Genomic DNA, 15,696 nt, shown 5'->3' on the forward strand with positions numbered 1-15,696 from the left:
CCAAGTTCGCTGGTTAGTTATATGAACTATGTCAGTGCAACGGATAAGTCATGAAACCAAACCTATCGACGATTTTCGGCCGGGAGATACGTTCCGAAACCGGATCGATTTGTCGTTGAGCGGATTACATCGCCCTCGTCGGGCCGGAATCAGCGGTACCGGAAAAACAGGGGCTAACTCAATTATCCTGGCCGGTATGTACGAAGATGATGTAGATTTGGGTGATATAATCTTTTACGCTGGTCATGGCGGACGGGATCAGAAAACGGGGCGTCAGGTAGCCGACCAGGTGCTTGATACGTATAATCTGGCCTTGATGCGTAGCCTGGAAACAAACCGCCCGATTCGGCTGATTCGGGGGGCTAATTTGAAGAATGAATTTGCACCGGCCGAAGGCTATCGCTACGAAGGACTGTATCGGGTAGAACAAGTGGAGCGGGTACGGGGCAAATCCGGATTTTGGGTGTGGCTATTTAAACTTGTACAGATCGTATGATGAAACAGCAATACGCTACATGGCTACTCATTGCATTATTTTGCATCAGTAAACCTGTCAGTGCTATGCCAACCGACTCCCTCGATTGGGATAACGTAACACCCGACCGAGCCACGCTGCTTCGAAAATTACAGGCGTTGCCCTGCGGCATTCGGGCTGCCGACTCAAAAGCGACCGTACTGCAAAAGATCGAAGTGTACTTGGCCGGCTACCGACCTGATCCAGCTTTTCCGGAGGATACCTATGCAAAAGCCGCCGTTGAACAAGCCTTGAGAGGTGCCAAAACGGGCGGATACGGTATTGGCGCGGTGCTGGTCGACACCAAAGGGAAAATTATCCACGGCGCTTATAACGAACAATTACAAACCGGCCGTTCGGATTTACACGCCGAAATGGCCTTGCTGACGCAGTTTGAAACGTTGCCGCAGTTCAGGAAATACCAGACAAAGGGAAACTTTACCGGCGAGGGAAACACGATTTATACGGAACAGTTAACGCTCTACACCTCGGCCGAGCCGTGTCCGATGTGCTTCATTCGGGTGGCTATTGTAGGCGTAGAAACACGCTACGTCACTACGGGTCCCGATGATGGCATGAACGCCCGGGCATCGTGCCTGCCGCCATTCTGGTACCAGTTAAGCCAGAAGCATAAGGTGCTGGCTGCGCGATCGGCACCGGTCCTTCAAAGGATGGCACATTGTTTGTTTTATTCGTTTTTGTTAGATTGACAGAATATTGATGAGTACCGGCAACTCAGACAGATTTGAATTGAAAGACCAGCGTAAAGTCGTGACTAGTCGTCTAACGACTGCTTCTCAGTAAATTTTTTACGATTCTGCACACAACTTGGCCGAATCTGCGTTTAAAAGAAAACGGTATCGCAATGAAAAAAACGAAGATACTCTTGTTGTTGGCGGCATCGCTGGTGTTGGTGGAGGTTCCGGTAGAAACGATGGCGTCGGTGAAGGCTACCAAAGAGGTGACAGTAATTGGCGGCCGGAAGCGAAAAGCAAAGGGCTACAAGCCTAAGCGGGGTGGACTGTTCAATACGGGTCTTTTCCGTAAGAAAAACCCCTGCGGTTGCCCCAATCATTAAGGGATTGTTAAGAAATTGTACTTCTGTTATAGGAAGGCCCTATTAAGGGCCTTTTTTCGTTTTGCAATTTGTAAATTTCTGTGTTTCAGCCTAAAATTTATTATCTTTGCGCACCATTTGTCAGAACCCGGGATAGATAGATTATGTTGAGTTTATACACAAATCCGGCAAAACTGACCGATTCATTCTGCACCGCGGCAGCGGTTTACTCATTTGTATGCAATCAATTCGCAACATAGCAATCATTGCTCACGTTGACCACGGCAAAACAACACTGGTCGACAAGATTATCCACGCATCCAAAATCTTCCGGGAAAATCAGGAATTTGGTGACCTGATTCTGGACAACAACGATCTGGAGCGTGAGCGGGGCATTACGATCGTATCGAAAAACGTATCGGTGCGATACAAGGACGTTAAAATCAACATCATCGATACACCGGGCCACTCCGATTTTGGTGGCGAAGTAGAACGGGTGTTGAAAATGGCAGATGGGGTTTGCCTGCTGGTCGATGCTTTTGAAGGACCGATGCCGCAAACTCGATTTGTACTGAGCAAAGCCCTGTCGCTGGGTTTGAAGCCAGTGGTGATCATCAACAAGGTCGACAAAGAAAACTGCCGTCCGGACGAAGTGCACGAGCAGGTGTTCGACCTGATGTTTAACCTCGGTGCTACGGAAGAGCAGCTCGACTTCCCGACAGTATACGGGTCGTCGAAGCAAGGCTGGATGGGTCCGGACTGGAAAACCCCAACCGACAACATTACGTATCTGCTCGACACGATTGTCGATCACATTCCTGCGGCTCCGACCAATGAAGGGGCGCCCCAAATGCAGATTACTTCGCTTGATTACTCGGCCTTTGTGGGCCGGATCGCGATTGGCCGTGTTCACCGGGGTACCTTACGCGAAAGTGCCAACATGGCGCTGGCGAAGGCGGACGGATCAATTAAAAAGGTTCGGATTAAAGAACTGCACGTTTTTGAAGGACTCGGTAAGCAGAAAGTGACCGAAGTTAGCTCTGGTGAAATCTGTGCCGTAACCGGTATAGAAGACTTTGAAATTGGCGATACCCTGACCGATGTAGAAAATCCCGAAGCACTGCCACGGATTTCGGTCGATGAGCCGACAATGAACATGCTGTTCACGATTAACAACTCACCGTTCTTCGGTAAGGAAGGTAAGTTCGTGACGTCGCGTCACCTTCGTGACCGGCTGTTTAAAGAAACCGAGAAAAACCTCGCCCTGCGCGTTGAAACAACCGATAGCGAAGATCGCTTCCTGGTATTTGGCCGGGGTATCCTGCACTTGTCGGTCCTTATCGAAACCATGCGTCGCGAGGGCTACGAACTGCAGGTGGGCCAGCCGCAGGTACTGTACAAAGAAGACGAAAACGGGCAGCGGCTGGAGCCGATTGAAACGCTCGTGGTTGACGTACCGGAAGAAACGGCCGGTAAGGTTATCGAACTGGCTACGCAGCGTAAAGGCGAACTGCTGATTATGGAGCCGAAAGGTGACCTCCAGCACCTGGAGTTCGAAATCCCGTCGCGGGGCCTGATCGGTCTACGTTCCAATGTCCTGACGGCTACGTTCGGGGAAGCCGTGATGAGCCACCGATTCAAGAACTATCAGGCGTACAAAGGCCCCATTCAGGAGCGGATCAACGGTTCATTGATTTCCATGAACAGCGGAGCGGCAACTGCCTACTCGATTGATAAACTTCAGGATCGGGGTGTATTCTTCGTTGACCCAGGCGAGGAAATCTATACTGGTCAGGTTATAGGTGAACATAATCGCCAGAACGATATTGTGGTAAACCTGCAAACCGCCAAGAAGCTGACAAACATGCGGGCTTCAGGCTCCGACGATAACGTAAAGATTGCGCCGAAGCTCAACTTCTCGCTCGAAGAGGCTATGGAATACATCCAGAAGGATGAATATCTTGAAGTGACGCCGAAGAGCATCCGGATGCGTAAGATTTTCCTTGATGAGAACGAGCGCAAGCGGAACGAGAACAAAATGGCTATGGCCTGATTGTTAGAAAGCTACTAACGAAAAAGCCCCGATCGCAGATCGGGGCTTTTTCGTTAGCGCCAGGTGGCTACCTGATAATACGAAGAAGATTCGGTTTCTGTCTGATTGGATTCGGAGGGTGAAGCAACCGGAGTGGCCACTTCGCTGGCCGCTGACTGAGCGGCCATGTAATTCAGTTGCTTCCGGGAATGGTAGTAGCTGATCACAAAAAGTGCGATACCGATAATAAACATCAGCCCTTTTTTCATAACGTGTAGGTTTTTATTCAAAATGCTGTCGAGTTTCTTGTATGAATGTACTTCCTGATTATACTCTGCGTTCATGGGGGTTACTGTGTCGGTCAGTGAACAAACCCCGACCCGTTCATTAGATTGTTGTTGTAGTACCATTGGCGTATAGTGTGAACGTAGGGACTGATTAAATAACATGAAACGAAAAAGGTTGTTCAGAAAGCAATACCCATTCTGAACGTAATTCGATTGTAAACTCGATTTTCATCACGTCTGACGTAAAAGTTGTCTAAAGGTTTCGAAACTGCGCTCTCCTGCCGTTTGTACGAGAACGACAGCACAAAATTGCCTCTATTGGGTTGCCCAAGCCGCAAACCAACGCCTGGCGATACGTACAGTCCACCGCTGGTTCGGTAGTTGGGTAGGTCGCGATGCAGCCAGGTAAATCCGTAGCCGGCATCCAGGCTGAAAAACAGGCCAACCCCTTTTTTTGATTGAACGGCTATATCATACCGTAAGCCCGCACTGACCGGCATCAGCAAAGAAGCCAGGTACCAGTCAATACCAACGGTGCCACCCACCGCCAGCCGTGGCCGAAGCCGAATCCCGTTGAATGTCTGGGCCGTAAACGAAGTCCGGTTCTGCGTAGTCTGCGCCCATTGGTTACCAGACGTTACCCGACCCAGCGAAAGCCCTACCTCTGTCATGTTCATGAACGTTGGTTTGAACCCTGGCTCCTGCGCTACGGCGTCTGGCGCGGGACAAAAGTATAGTAATAGCAAAAGCGCTGGCCATCCATTCTTATTGAAAGGTTTCATAACGGTTAGAATGGTCGGTTTACGGCAATTTTGCTGAGCAGCCGCAATTGTTGCGGGTTGGTGTAGTCGTACTGGTAAAGCCCATCCTTACCAATCATCAACAGGTGTTTGGAACCCGCGCTGGTGCCCATCGGAATCACGTCGTAGGCATTCATGCCAGACATATGTTCGAGCTGTTTGACATCGAGCGCATTCCGGGCATCCAGCGATTTCAGCCCCGACTGACCTTCGCAGATGAATAAATTTGGAAAGTCGACGCCCAATCCATGCGGATTCTGCATTGGGTAGCTTTTCAACAGCTTAGGGTTGTAAAGGTCTTTGATATCGACTACGTCCAGTTGGTTCAGATTACCCCCGCAGTTTGTACCTGAGCGGAGGGTTACGTAGGCGATGTTGTCGTGAACAACCACCGGATCACACACCCGGGCGTGCTGGAAAACCGACATCCGTACCGGTTTGGCGGGGTTGGTATTATCGTAAATCATCATGCCGGTTGTGGAGCCAATGAAGAGCTTGTCTTTATAGGGGAAGACGGTTTCAATGCCCCAGCCCAGATTGATCCGTTCGCCCTGACGAGGTTCGGCCGGCGTTCGAATATCGAACAGTTGCATGTCCTGCTGCCCAACCGTGTAGAGATAGTTGTCGTAGAGTGTAAAGCGGGCCATTGAACCCCCAACGCCATTGGTGTTGGGGGCCGGAGCCGCCGAACTTGACCGGTTGGCAAAATCAAGGAACATACAGTTTGGACACGAGTTCTGGCGTGTCACCATCCCGTCTTCGCAGTTGGTTTCAACTGTTTCGGTCACGTATCTGGCCCGCTGGTCGCTCAGCAGTGACGTACTTTGGTTAAACGACCACCAGCCACCGTCAAACTGGCCGTTTGGAAATACGTTTTGCACCCGGTTAACTTCTTTGATGTCGGTCAGGCTACTAATGTCGAGCGCCACCAGGTCCATGTAGCTGTCGACATACAAAATATTGTTCCGGATGGCCATGTCGCCATTGCCAGGGATGTGAATGAACGCCACCGGCCTGGGATTGGTCGGATCTCGGTTGTCAATCAGGTGAATACCTTCCTTAATCTCGTTGATAAGCAGGTAACCATCTTTCGTGTAGATCTTGCCAGGGTTTACGAGCGCCCGGGGGGCATCCTGTTTTACGCCGTTCCGAATCTGTTCGGCTGTGAACGTAACGGGTGTGTACTGTCGATAGGTACGGGTTTCCCGGCAGGTATCATTGCAGGCCGTCAGGCAAACCAGGGGCAATAGCAGCAGAATAAGTAGAAAGTTGGGTCTCATACTGGTATGGTTAGTGGTTCAGTCAAAAGACCCGTTTGTCGCTGGAAGCGTTGGAAGCGTATAAAAAAATTACCCGGCCGTAGAAAACAACCGGGTAATCTGGGTCATACACAAAAGTCAGCAATTACCTTCCACTTTTACTTTCGTTGATATTCATACGTAGCGCCATCGGCCATAGTAACGCCCTGTGGGCTACGTTCCGAGAGGTACAATAGCTTACCATCCCGAATCTCGAATGACTGCTGGGTCTTGTCGTTGTGGTACATCACAAACCCGTTTGTCGTGCCGCCGTCCGGAAAGCTCATCGAGAAGTCGCTTGCTTCTACTTCGTTGCCATTCCGTAGGCGCTTAAACTTGCCGGCCTCCACGTGTCCGTCATACGCTATCGTTTCTGTATAACCGGCTTCCGAAGCTGTTATCTTTTTCTGGGTTAAGCCATACGTAATGCTCGTTAGCTCCCAGGTACCATTCACGGGGGCAGGAGGAAATACGCAGCCGCATACGGGTCGCTCACAGCTTAGTGCAAGCAGGACCAGAAACGTAGTAAGAGCGATTGGTTTCAGCCGGTTCATGTTTACTTATCCCGTTCGTAAATCAGTACCTTAGTCCCATTCTCGCCGTAATACAAACGCAGGCGGTTCTGATTTGTCAGCTCGTAGCGCGTTATAGCACTCAGATTACTGAAATAGGTTTGCTCAAATTGCATCGCTTCGGCCGGGCCCGCCTTCTTGGTAGCGCCGATGCCACCGATGCTCACATCACCATTGGCCGAGGTAGTCAATAACGCGAAGTAATTGTTGACCGCCGACTGCCCCGTAACGTCGAATGGCATTACGCCCGGTATTGTACTGGCCGATACATTTACCGCCAGTTGCAACGTAATGGCATAGGGCGATGTAGGGGCAATAAGACGCCACGTTCCTGTCAACTGCGTTGGGTTAGTAGGATTTAGCAACTCCTCCCGATCGCAGCCCGTAAACGACATCAGGGCGAACATAAAGAGGCATATCACGATCTGTTTCATAGTTGTGTCATTACTTTCGTTCGTACACGTATACGCCCTCGGGGGCGGCCCGGTAGTATAGCCTGAGCCGATTCTGGTTCGTCAGTTCGTAGCGATAAGCCGCCCGAAGGTTAACAAAGTAACTTTGCTCAACCTGCATCGCTTCGGCCGGGCCAGCGATTTCGGTGTTCGCCAGGTCCCTCACCAGAAAAGGGAACTTCTCACTGGTGAAAATTAGCCCTGGATCGGCCACCGTACCGAGATACGTATTGACCGGTGCACTGCCGGATAAGGCATACCCACTCGGGATACGTTCGCCAATTCGGAGCGTAACGACGTAGGGCGACGATGGGTCAACCAATTGCCATTCGCCGGTCAGTTTATCGATGTAGGCCGGCACAGCCTCTTCTTGCTTTGGCTCGCAGGCCAAAAAGGTCAGTGCCAGCGCTATCATCGTTACAATTCGTATCATAGGTTCGCCTGCGGATCAACGATTTTGCCAACAAACAGCACGGTGTTTGAGGTTTTTTCGTGAATTACGAACACAAATGGCCGGTCGCAAAGCAGCGGCATCGGTGCCGACGTGACCGAAATACCACCGGTCGTAACGGCTGCGGCTTCGGTACCTTTCTCATCAACAGCTACGAACGTGTTCTGCTTGACAAAGCTGAGCGTAAGCCCACCTTTTGAATTGATGCGGGTGAAGTCGGCCTGGTCTGTGAACGCCGTTGGCATACCCATCGCTTTTAGCACGTCGTTCAGCTTGATTTCATAGCTCAATGTGAACTTGGGGAGGCCAATATCAATCTTGCCGGTTTTAAGCTCCTGCTGCAACTGCTTCCAGTCTGCATCGGTCAGGCTGTTCAGCACAGCGTCGGCGTTTGAATTCTGAGCCGGCAGCAGTACCGTCATCGCGAACTTGTCGTTCCCATAAGGCAGTTCAAAGGCCGAGTACGTAGGCCGGGAAGCCCGACGCAGCTCTGTGTTCAGGCGCATCATCCGTACGGTTTTCTGCTGACCCGACGCGAGCGTAAACGGCGCGTCAATAGTTTGCCCGGGGTTGAACTGAGTTTTCCAGTCGCCTTTGAAATACAGCGCGTTCATCAGGAACATGACGTTCTCGGGCTGAATCTGATCCAGTACTTTCGGAATTTTACCGTTGGTTTTCTCGCTGGCCCAACTGTTGATCTTACCCAACGTAGCCGGGTCATCAAAATCCTGCGCGGAAACTTCGGCGTTGAACGTTTCTTTCAGCAGATCCTGAAAGGACTTTTCAACGGTGAACGTATTCCGATACCAGACTGAGTTGGCCAGTGCCAATGTAACCTTTGGATCAACCGAAGGCAGGTTCTGCATCAGATTTTTATAGGTCGTGTTTGCCTCGGCGAGCGTCTGAGCGTCCAGATTCAGGGTTTTCTGAATTTCACCTGCTGTCTGTCCGTTCGCGCCGTTCATGATCATCCCCAGCGCCATGTGCAGGCTCAAGGGGGAGATAAACACGTTTTTATTTTTCTCCTGCTCGCCGACCTGACGGGCAAAATCAAACGCAAATTCAGTTGTTTGACTGGCAAAGGGGGCCGAGATGCGAAGATCGGCACCAGTGCCGGGCTGATCAGGGCCGGGGGTTGTGTTGGTTTCCTTGCAACTGACAGCCGTCAGCATTAATCCAGCCACCGCTAAGGCGACAGTGCCAAACATGGTGTTGTTCATAAAGCATTCAATTAGTTGTTGTTCACTTACGTATCAAGCAAGGGACTGCCTGCTTATTTGCAGTCGGCAAAGGCGTTGCGCTGCTGCCGGACAGCACTGACCAGGTCCTCAAATCCCGGAATGGTCTTGTTATATTCGAAGGTGACGCGGTGGCGGCTGTCGTTGAGTTGAATCTCTACGTACTCCGCCCCACCATCGGCGCAGTCGGGGCAGCCAAGCGTTTCGGGTACTTTCTGGAAAGCGTCGAAATTAACCTTTGTGGCGATTTCATTCCATGTACCCGTATCAGTCTGCTTCTGGCAGTTGATGGTCGGGTTTTTAGCCGGTTCCCGGCTGGTTTTGGTAAAAACAGTGTTCTTGTTGTCGATCACAACGTCCTGCTGGCAATAGCCAACGCACATGCCAAAACTAGTTCCCGACCGCACGGTCAGCGAACTTCCATTAGTTCCGGGGTTGAAATCCTGCTGGCAGCTTCCCAGAACTAACAGCATCAGGGCACTCACAATTGTCTTCTTCATCGTCAAGCACATTAAAAATGGTAATCCAATCCAAAACTCATTCCGGTCGCGGTCGGGCGGTTCGACACCCCGGCTTGCGGTCGTGTGCCGCTCTGTAATGAGGGCTGATACATACCCGCCAGGGAAGCCGACCACCGTTGCGTAGGCCGGTACCGGAACCGCAAGCCCATCGTAGCCGCCAGCGATACGGGCCGGTAAACCCCATCGCCGGCCGAGATGGTTAAGTCGTTGGCCACGGTGTTCCGTACGAACCAGTTGGTCAGCATACCGCCCAGTACGGTAAAGCTCAGCCGATTACGGGGCCGAATCTGATAGCCAACCTGCACCGGTACCTGTACGTAGACATAGTCATTGGCCGTAGCTTGTCGGGTTTTCTCGTCGTAAACGTTGGCCGCTACGTTCGGGTTTGACAGCATGGTGTTGCTGACAAAACTGCCCTTGTAGTCCGAAGCAGCGTTCAATGCATTGCCAGCACTGGTGACCAGACTGTTGCGCAGCGCATCCACGTACAGATTTGACGAATTCCCCGAAGCTGCCTGCAATTCGGTCGTGCGGACTACGTATGACGACGACAACTGGGCCGGGCTCTCGACCGTTGAACGCCCCTGCAAGTAGCCTACACCGGTTTCAATCGTCCAGTGTTCATTCATCTGTATACCCGCCGTAGCCTGGTACGCTACCGAAAAGTTGGCCCGGCTAGTTACCGTTGATCGGTCGTAGGCCGGTGTGTTCTGTACGAAAGCGTTGCTGTTCATAGCGGTCAGCGTTGGTGTCGGCATCGCCTGACGAACCGATACGGAGGAGTTGAACGCCCCCGGCATCACACTGACCGATGCCCACAATTCCCGAGACTGGTTTTTAGGCTGCTCAGATTCGGGGCTACTCGTCGGCTCGGGCGCGCGGAACCAGATGATGCGCTGCGTACCGTACAACTGCTTGAACTGCACCGGACGATTCGCCAGCCGTTCCAGGTTCATGGACGATACCTGTAAAACAGTTGGTTCCGGTATGTTGTTGGGTACCACCGACGGAGCCGTTGGCTCGGCGAAGGTCGTTGCATTCATCCGATTCTCTTCGCCCATTGCTGGCGTTGACGTTGTCCGCGACGGTCGGCGGCTCGTTGAACCAGCCAGCAAATCACGATCCGTAACCTGCCCACGTCGCCCCGCATACCGATCCGCGGGTAGCTGGTAGCCCGGCCTCCCACTGGCAGGAGCGGTTGAGGGACGTTCGCTACGGGCTTGATCCGATGTGTGGGCCGACTCGGTTGGGCGTCGACTTCCGGCGACGGATTCGGTCGGGTCGTTTTGGGCTATGTCTGGCGTTGATGGCCCGACAGGTACGGTTGCTGCCTGGCCGGATGCCGGGGCTTCGGTTGCTCCTTTTCCAGTTGTGGCCAGATTTGACTCGGTGTCTTGTGGAGCGGGAGCTGACTGCTGCGCAACCGGCTGTTCACTGAGGCCAGGCTGCTGGAAAGTAGCCCACCAGCCCACCAGCAGCAGGACCACCGCAGCGGCAATACCTACGCCCCAGACTACGGGTCGGGATGCGCTCCAGCCCAATCCCCACAGCGGTAGGATCTTTGGATTCTCCGACTCGTCTAACTGGCGTTCGATCGCGTCCCACACACGGGGTGGGGGCGTTTCGGCCGCTTCGTCGAACGCATTTCGCCAGGCTGAATCAAAGTCTGACGAATCGTCGGGTGTATATTCTTCAAATTGACTCATCTCTTACGCGTTGTTCATTTCTTAGTTTCTGCTGCAATAAAGTTCGCGCCCGGGCATATTGCGATTTGGATGTTCCTTCCGCAATCTCAAGCATCTCGGCAATCTCCGGATGGTTATACCCTTCGATCGCGTACAGGTTGAAGACCGTCCGGCAGCCCGGCGGCAGCTCCTGTATCAGTTGAAGCAGATACTGGTAGTTCAGCGACGGTAAACTTTCGTCGGCCTGCGGCAGAATAGGGGCCATTTCCTGCACATCGGCAGTATGTTCCCAGGGTTTTTCCTTGCGCAGGTGTTTCAGCGCTGTGTTAATGACCACGCGCTTCAACCAGGCTTCCAGTGGGCATTCGAATCGGAACGATCCAATATGCCGGTATATTTTTACGAACGAATCCTGCAGGACATCTTCTGCTTCATCGGGGTCTTTGACGTAGCGTTTGCAAACCACAAAGAGCTTCCCGGCAAACCGCTCGTAGAGCTGTCGCTGTACAGTTCGATCCTGACGTCGGCATCCTTCGACTAGTGCGTATTCATCCAGCATATCAACGTTGATAACGCAAAGACCCAGGGTTTTAGCAAACCGTTGGAAGTAGAATAAAAAAAGTTTAGTATTTTACATAGAGAAGATTGAACGCTGTATCTATCTTCTGCTGAGTTATTGACAAACCTTACCTTTTCAGCCATTTTTTGCAATGACATTCATCATGAATCGTAGAAATGCACTACGTTATTCGGTAGGAATAGGCTTTTTATCGTTTATAACCCCTGGATTTTTCTGCAATTCCGCACCTGCCCGCCGGTTCAGCATTGGTGCCTGCGACTGGTCGATAGGCAAGTCGTCGGATGTGGGCGCGTTTGATGTAGCTAAGCAAATTGGGCTTGATGGTATACAGGTGAACATGGGCTCCGAAGCCAACAATATGCACCTGCGTCAAAAAGAGGTACAGGCCGCGTACAAGGCAGCGGCTCAGCGAACGGGCGTGCAGATAGGTGGCCTGGCGCTGGGAGCGCTGAACGACGTACCGTATAAGTCGGACCCGCGTACGGAACAATGGGTGCAGGATAGCGTGGACGTTGCCAAAGCACTGGGAGTCAAAAACATTTTGCTCGCTTTCTTTAATAAAAATGACCTGCGCAACGACCCGCAAGGACAGCAGGTTGTCGTTGAACGGCTGAAGGCGGTAGCGCCCAAAGCCGAAAAAGCGGGTGTTATCCTGGGCATCGAATCATGGCTGTCGGCACCGGAACACCTGGCCATTATCAATGCGGTCGGTTCCCCGGCCGTCAAGGTCTACTACGATGTCTGCAACTCGTCGGTCATGGGCTATGATATAGCTAAGGAAATCCGTGATCTGGGTAAGGACATGATCTGCGAATTTCACCTGAAGGAAAACGGCTACCTGCTCGGTAAAGGCGAGATTGACCTCATTAAAGTTCGGCAAACGATCGACGACATTGGCTATACCGGCTGGCTGCACATTGAAGGAGCTATTCCAAAGGGTAAACCAATGCTCGAAAGTTACGTAGAAAACAACCGGACCGTTCGGTCGCTGTTCAGCTAACCAATACATCCTGCCTCCATACGTGTATGAAAATGACATTACCAGCATTTTACAGCCCGCTTCTTGCGCTCGCCACGGCTGGCTTGCTATACGTAGCAGGCCCGACAATGCGGCAACCGCAACCCACGAAACCAATGCCGGAACGGGTTGCGCTGCACGGCCTTGTGGTCGATGATGATTCGAACCGGCTGTATTTGCCGGACGACCTGGAGGCTACGCTTTGGGCCGAAGCCCCCATGTTTTACAATCCTACAAACATGGATATTGACGCCAGGGGGCGGGTCTGGATCACCGAAGCCGTGAACTACCGGAAGTTTAACAACAAGCCGGAAGAACGGCTGGATCATCCCGAAGGTGAACGGGTCGTGATTCTGGAAGACACCGATCAGGACGGGAAAGCTGACAAATCAACGGTGTTTGTGCAGGATAAAGAGTTGGTTTCTCCGCTCGGTATTGCCGTCATCGGCAAAAAGGTGATTGTATCCTGCGCTCCCAACCTGGTGGTGTACACGGACGAAGATGGCGATGACCACCCCGACAAAAAAGAAATCCTGCTGACCGGATTCGGCGGTCTCGATCACGATCACTCGCTGCACGCGCTGGCGGTTGGTCCGGATGGCAAATACTATTTCAACACCGGAAACGCTGGTCCGCACATCGTAACGGACAAAAGCGGCTGGACCCTTCGCTCGGGTAGCCTGTACGTCGGTGGTACGCCTTACAACAAAATCAACCACGGCAACCAGATCAGCGACGACGGCCGGGTCTGGGTGGGCGGGCTGGCCCTGCGCATCAATCCCGACGGAACGGCCATGAAGGTGATGGGTCATAATTTCCGTAACAACTACGAAACGGCCCTGGATTCGTATGGCAACATGTGGCAGAACGACAACGACGATCAGGTGGTTGCCTGCCGCACGAGCTGGCTCATGGAGGGCGGTAACGCTGGCTACTTCAGCAGCGACGGTACCCGCTACTGGCAGGCAGATCAGCGACCGGGCCAGGACGTACCCACGGCTCACTGGCACCAGGATGACCCGGGTGTGATCCCGGCCGGCGACATTACTGGGGCCGGTTCGCCGACGGGCATGGTCGTATACGAAGGCGACGAACTGGGACCGCGGTACCGGGGGATGCTCCTGAGCGCCGAGGCTGGTCGGAATGTGATTTTTGGCTATAAACCCGAGCCGGTAGGAGCAGGGTATCGGTTGCCCCGTACCGACCTGATCAGTTCGTTTCCAACGGTTGATGAAAACTACAAATGGAACGATGTTGATAAAGACACCCGCAAGTGGTTCCGGCCCAGCGACGTAGCCGTTGGTACAGACGGTGCCCTGTACATCGCCGATTGGTATGACCCGATTGTGGGTGGCCACCAGATGAAAGACGGAAAAGGCTACGGCCGGATCTATCGCATTACGCCCCGTGGTAAGAAACTGAAAGCGCCCGTTATTAACCTGAAAACCACGCAGGGGCAAATTGCTGCCCTGCTGAACCCAGCCGTGAACGTGCGGGCGCTCGGCTTTGAAGCGCTCAAAGCTCAGGGCGATAACGTAGTGGAAGCGTTGCTGCCGTTGCTGTCGTCGGATAATCCCTACCACCGGGCCCGGGTTGTATTTCTGATGGCCAATCTGGGACCGGAGGGTGAGTATGAAGTAACGCGGCTATTACGTTCGGAGGTGCCCATGCTGCGGATTGCGGCCATTCGGGCGTTGCGGAGTGCCAGCGCGGGTGTATCCATCCGGCCGGGGGAAGAACTAACCCGGGCCGAGAAAGCCTTACTGCCCCTGCTCGGTAATCTGGCCGATGACCCATCGCCCGCAGTGCGTCGGGAGGTCGCCATTGCACTACGGGACGTTCCGTATGCCGATTGCCGGTTTATGCTGAAGAGCCTGATCAAGGGATATGATGGTAAAGACCGGTGGTATCTGGAAGCCCTCGGGCAAGCGGCTGATGGTAAGGCGGAAGCTCTGTTTGCCGAGCTGCGCCCCAGCTTACCCGAAGACCCTACGCAGTGGGACCAGCGGATGGCTAATTTAATCTGGCGACTGCATCCGGCTTCGGCTGTTACGTTGCTGCAACAGCGGGCTGCGTCGCCTGCGTTGACGGCTGATGCCCGGCGACAGGCGATTACCGCACTAGGTTTCATTAAAAACGTGCAGGCCGCTAACGCGATGGTGGCCTTAGCTAAATCGCCGGACAAAGAAATTGCTGATCAGGCTACCTACTGGGCTGGATTCCGGCGCGGCAACGATTGGGCTACGCTGATCAACTGGGAGGAAGCTATGCCTTCGAAACTGTCGGCTGCCGAGCAGGCTATGCTGGCGAAACGGCAGATCCTGCTGGATGAGTACAAATCGGATACGGAAAAACGTCGGGTCGCTCTTGAAATGGCCCGCAACGCCGAAGGGGGAAAGGTACTGGTTGGCCTCGTAGCTGATAATAAACTGCCGGATAATCTAAAGAAGGCGGTTGCGCAGGCTATCCTGAAAAATCCGGACCAAAGTGTACGTACTATGGCGAAGGAGTATTTTGCTGAGAACGTAGAAAAAGTAACCGATGCGGACAAGTCGTCGGCCGGAACGCTGTCCGTTGAGCAGGTAGCAGCCCTGACCGGCGATAAAACCGCCGGGCAATCGGTATTTAAGACCAATTGTGCAACCTGCCACCGCCATGGTAAACAGGGGAACGACATTGGCCCCGAGCTGACCAGAATTCACCAGAAATTCGACAAAAATGGTTTGCTCGATGCCATTATTCACCCCAGTGCCGGGCTGGCATTCGGCTACGAACCCTGGTTAATCACGACTAAAGCGGGTCAGACGTACTACGGCTTTCTGATCAGCGACGGAACGCAGTCGCTGATAGTTAAGGATGCCGCCGGACAGAAACATACCATCCCGACCAGTAAAGTCTTTTCGCGCAAGCAATACAAAACCAGCCTCATGCCCGACCCGGTATCGATGGGTCTGAATCAGCAGCAACTGGCCGATCTGGCGGCTTATCTGCTGAAGCAATAAATGGTATAACTCTCTACCGGTGGTCTGGGAGCGAAAGGCTGATCGAATTGGTTAGACAGATAAAATTTTAATCTGCGAAATCAGTCTGATCGGCCTTATCTGCGTTCTATTCTATGGAAAACTGCTTCTTCGGGCATCTGTTTTAAACGAATGCCCGGTTTCGTTGTCTCTCCGAAAACGGATCGCCAC

General features: G+C 52.8%; 16 protein-coding genes. 6 read left to right on the forward strand and 10 right to left on the reverse strand.

The window, feature by feature from the left end:
* Positions 1–28: 28 nt before the first annotated feature.
* The 4 genes from BN8_RS27425 to typA all read left to right on the forward strand — a co-directional run bounded on the left by BN8_RS27425 (position 29) and on the right by typA (position 3,624).
* On the forward strand, positions 29–496 hold the full coding sequence (locus tag BN8_RS27425; RefSeq protein ID WP_009285208.1) for a YDG/SRA domain-containing protein: 468 nt from the start codon (positions 29–31) through the stop codon (positions 494–496).
* 65 nt (positions 497–561) lie between these two features.
* Entirely contained in the window at positions 562–1,224 is a 663-nt protein-coding gene (locus tag BN8_RS27430; RefSeq protein WP_192579094.1) for a nucleoside deaminase, read from the forward strand.
* 155 nt (positions 1,225–1,379) lie between these two features.
* Complete coding sequence (locus BN8_RS27435; RefSeq protein ID WP_009285210.1) at positions 1,380–1,592, forward strand: hypothetical protein; 213 nt, start codon at positions 1,380–1,382, stop codon at positions 1,590–1,592.
* 217 nt (positions 1,593–1,809) lie between these two features.
* Positions 1,810–3,624, forward strand: coding sequence for a translational GTPase TypA (typA, locus tag BN8_RS27440; protein ID WP_009285211.1), 1,815 nt, complete (start codon positions 1,810–1,812; stop codon positions 3,622–3,624).
* 53 nt (positions 3,625–3,677) lie between these two features.
* Here typA and BN8_RS27445 read toward each other — a convergent pair whose 3' ends face one another.
* The 10 genes from BN8_RS27445 to BN8_RS27490 all read right to left on the reverse strand — a co-directional run bounded on the left by BN8_RS27445 (position 3,678) and on the right by BN8_RS27490 (position 11,466).
* Positions 3,678–3,872: a hypothetical protein gene (locus BN8_RS27445; RefSeq protein ID WP_192579095.1), complete on the reverse strand. Its 195-nt coding sequence runs from the start codon at positions 3,870–3,872 to the stop codon at positions 3,678–3,680.
* 197 nt (positions 3,873–4,069) lie between these two features.
* Positions 4,070–4,672 (reverse strand): hypothetical protein, encoded by a 603-nt coding sequence (locus BN8_RS27450; RefSeq protein WP_009285213.1) that lies wholly within the window; start codon positions 4,670–4,672, stop codon positions 4,070–4,072.
* Positions 4,673–4,677: 5 nt separating this feature from the next.
* Positions 4,678–5,970, reverse strand: a complete 1,293-nt coding sequence (locus BN8_RS27455) for an LVIVD repeat-containing protein (RefSeq protein ID WP_009285214.1) — start codon at positions 5,968–5,970, stop codon at positions 4,678–4,680.
* 137 nt (positions 5,971–6,107) lie between these two features.
* Positions 6,108–6,542 (reverse strand): hypothetical protein, encoded by a 435-nt coding sequence (locus BN8_RS27460; RefSeq protein WP_009285216.1) that lies wholly within the window; start codon positions 6,540–6,542, stop codon positions 6,108–6,110.
* 2 nt (positions 6,543–6,544) lie between these two features.
* Positions 6,545–6,994, reverse strand: coding sequence for an META domain-containing protein (locus tag BN8_RS27465; RefSeq protein ID WP_083882535.1), 450 nt, complete (start codon positions 6,992–6,994; stop codon positions 6,545–6,547).
* Positions 6,995–7,004: 10 nt separating this feature from the next.
* Positions 7,005–7,445 carry an META domain-containing protein gene (locus tag BN8_RS27470; RefSeq protein ID WP_009285218.1) on the reverse strand — a complete coding sequence of 147 codons (441 nt, stop codon included), beginning with the start codon at positions 7,443–7,445 and terminating at the stop codon, positions 7,005–7,007.
* Positions 7,442–8,683: a serpin family protein gene (locus tag BN8_RS27475; protein ID WP_009285219.1), complete on the reverse strand. Its 1,242-nt coding sequence runs from the start codon at positions 8,681–8,683 to the stop codon at positions 7,442–7,444. The genes BN8_RS27470 and BN8_RS27475 overlap by 4 nt, the downstream gene beginning before the upstream one ends.
* A 53-nt stretch (positions 8,684–8,736) precedes the next feature.
* Positions 8,737–9,201 (reverse strand): hypothetical protein, encoded by a 465-nt coding sequence (locus BN8_RS27480; protein ID WP_040006938.1) that lies wholly within the window; start codon positions 9,199–9,201, stop codon positions 8,737–8,739.
* An 11-nt stretch (positions 9,202–9,212) separates the two neighbouring features.
* On the reverse strand, positions 9,213–10,928 hold the full coding sequence (locus BN8_RS27485; protein WP_009285221.1) for an anti-sigma factor: 1,716 nt from the start codon (positions 10,926–10,928) through the stop codon (positions 9,213–9,215).
* Entirely contained in the window at positions 10,915–11,466 is a 552-nt protein-coding gene (locus BN8_RS27490; RefSeq protein ID WP_009285222.1) for an RNA polymerase sigma factor, read from the reverse strand. The genes BN8_RS27485 and BN8_RS27490 overlap by 14 nt, the downstream gene beginning before the upstream one ends.
* Before the next feature lie 163 nt (positions 11,467–11,629).
* On the opposite strand from BN8_RS27490, the gene BN8_RS27495 reads away from it, so the two are divergent.
* Together BN8_RS27495 and BN8_RS27500 are read left to right on the forward strand one after the other, a co-directional pair.
* Positions 11,630–12,487: a sugar phosphate isomerase/epimerase family protein gene (locus tag BN8_RS27495; protein ID WP_040006940.1), complete on the forward strand. Its 858-nt coding sequence runs from the start codon at positions 11,630–11,632 to the stop codon at positions 12,485–12,487.
* 26 nt (positions 12,488–12,513) lie between these two features.
* Complete coding sequence (locus BN8_RS27500; protein ID WP_009285224.1) at positions 12,514–15,507, forward strand: PVC-type heme-binding CxxCH protein; 2,994 nt, start codon at positions 12,514–12,516, stop codon at positions 15,505–15,507.
* The last annotated feature ends 189 nt before the right edge of the window (positions 15,508–15,696 follow it).

The organism is Fibrisoma limi BUZ 3 (assembly GCF_000296815.2).
Taxonomy (GTDB): domain Bacteria; phylum Bacteroidota; class Bacteroidia; order Cytophagales; family Spirosomataceae; genus Fibrisoma; species Fibrisoma limi.

Bases quoted from the DNA above. Each gene is read 5' to 3' on its own strand.
- BN8_RS27425 (WP_009285208.1), top strand. From the start codon at position 29: ATGTCAGTGCAACGGATAAGTCATGAAACCAAACCTATCGACGATTTT.
- BN8_RS27430 (WP_192579094.1), top strand. From the start codon at position 562: ATGCCAACCGACTCCCTCGATTGGGATAACGTAACACCCGACCGAGCC.
- BN8_RS27435 (WP_009285210.1), top strand. From the start codon at position 1,380: ATGAAAAAAACGAAGATACTCTTGTTGTTGGCGGCATCGCTGGTGTTG.
- typA (WP_009285211.1), top strand. From the start codon at position 1,810: ATGCAATCAATTCGCAACATAGCAATCATTGCTCACGTTGACCACGGC.
- BN8_RS27445 (WP_192579095.1), bottom strand. From the start codon at position 3,872: ATGAAAAAAGGGCTGATGTTTATTATCGGTATCGCACTTTTTGTGATC.
- BN8_RS27450 (WP_009285213.1), bottom strand. From the start codon at position 4,672: ATGAAACCTTTCAATAAGAATGGATGGCCAGCGCTTTTGCTATTACTA.
- BN8_RS27455 (WP_009285214.1), bottom strand. From the start codon at position 5,970: ATGAGACCCAACTTTCTACTTATTCTGCTGCTATTGCCCCTGGTTTGC.
- BN8_RS27460 (WP_009285216.1), bottom strand. From the start codon at position 6,542: ATGAACCGGCTGAAACCAATCGCTCTTACTACGTTTCTGGTCCTGCTT.
- BN8_RS27465 (WP_083882535.1), bottom strand. From the start codon at position 6,994: ATGAAACAGATCGTGATATGCCTCTTTATGTTCGCCCTGATGTCGTTT.
- BN8_RS27470 (WP_009285218.1), bottom strand. From the start codon at position 7,445: ATGATACGAATTGTAACGATGATAGCGCTGGCACTGACCTTTTTGGCC.
- BN8_RS27475 (WP_009285219.1), bottom strand. From the start codon at position 8,683: ATGAACAACACCATGTTTGGCACTGTCGCCTTAGCGGTGGCTGGATTA.
- BN8_RS27480 (WP_040006938.1), bottom strand. From the start codon at position 9,201: ATGAAGAAGACAATTGTGAGTGCCCTGATGCTGTTAGTTCTGGGAAGC.
- BN8_RS27485 (WP_009285221.1), bottom strand. From the start codon at position 10,928: ATGAGTCAATTTGAAGAATATACACCCGACGATTCGTCAGACTTTGAT.
- BN8_RS27490 (WP_009285222.1), bottom strand. From the start codon at position 11,466: ATGCTGGATGAATACGCACTAGTCGAAGGATGCCGACGTCAGGATCGA.
- BN8_RS27495 (WP_040006940.1), top strand. From the start codon at position 11,630: ATGAATCGTAGAAATGCACTACGTTATTCGGTAGGAATAGGCTTTTTA.
- BN8_RS27500 (WP_009285224.1), top strand. From the start codon at position 12,514: ATGAAAATGACATTACCAGCATTTTACAGCCCGCTTCTTGCGCTCGCC.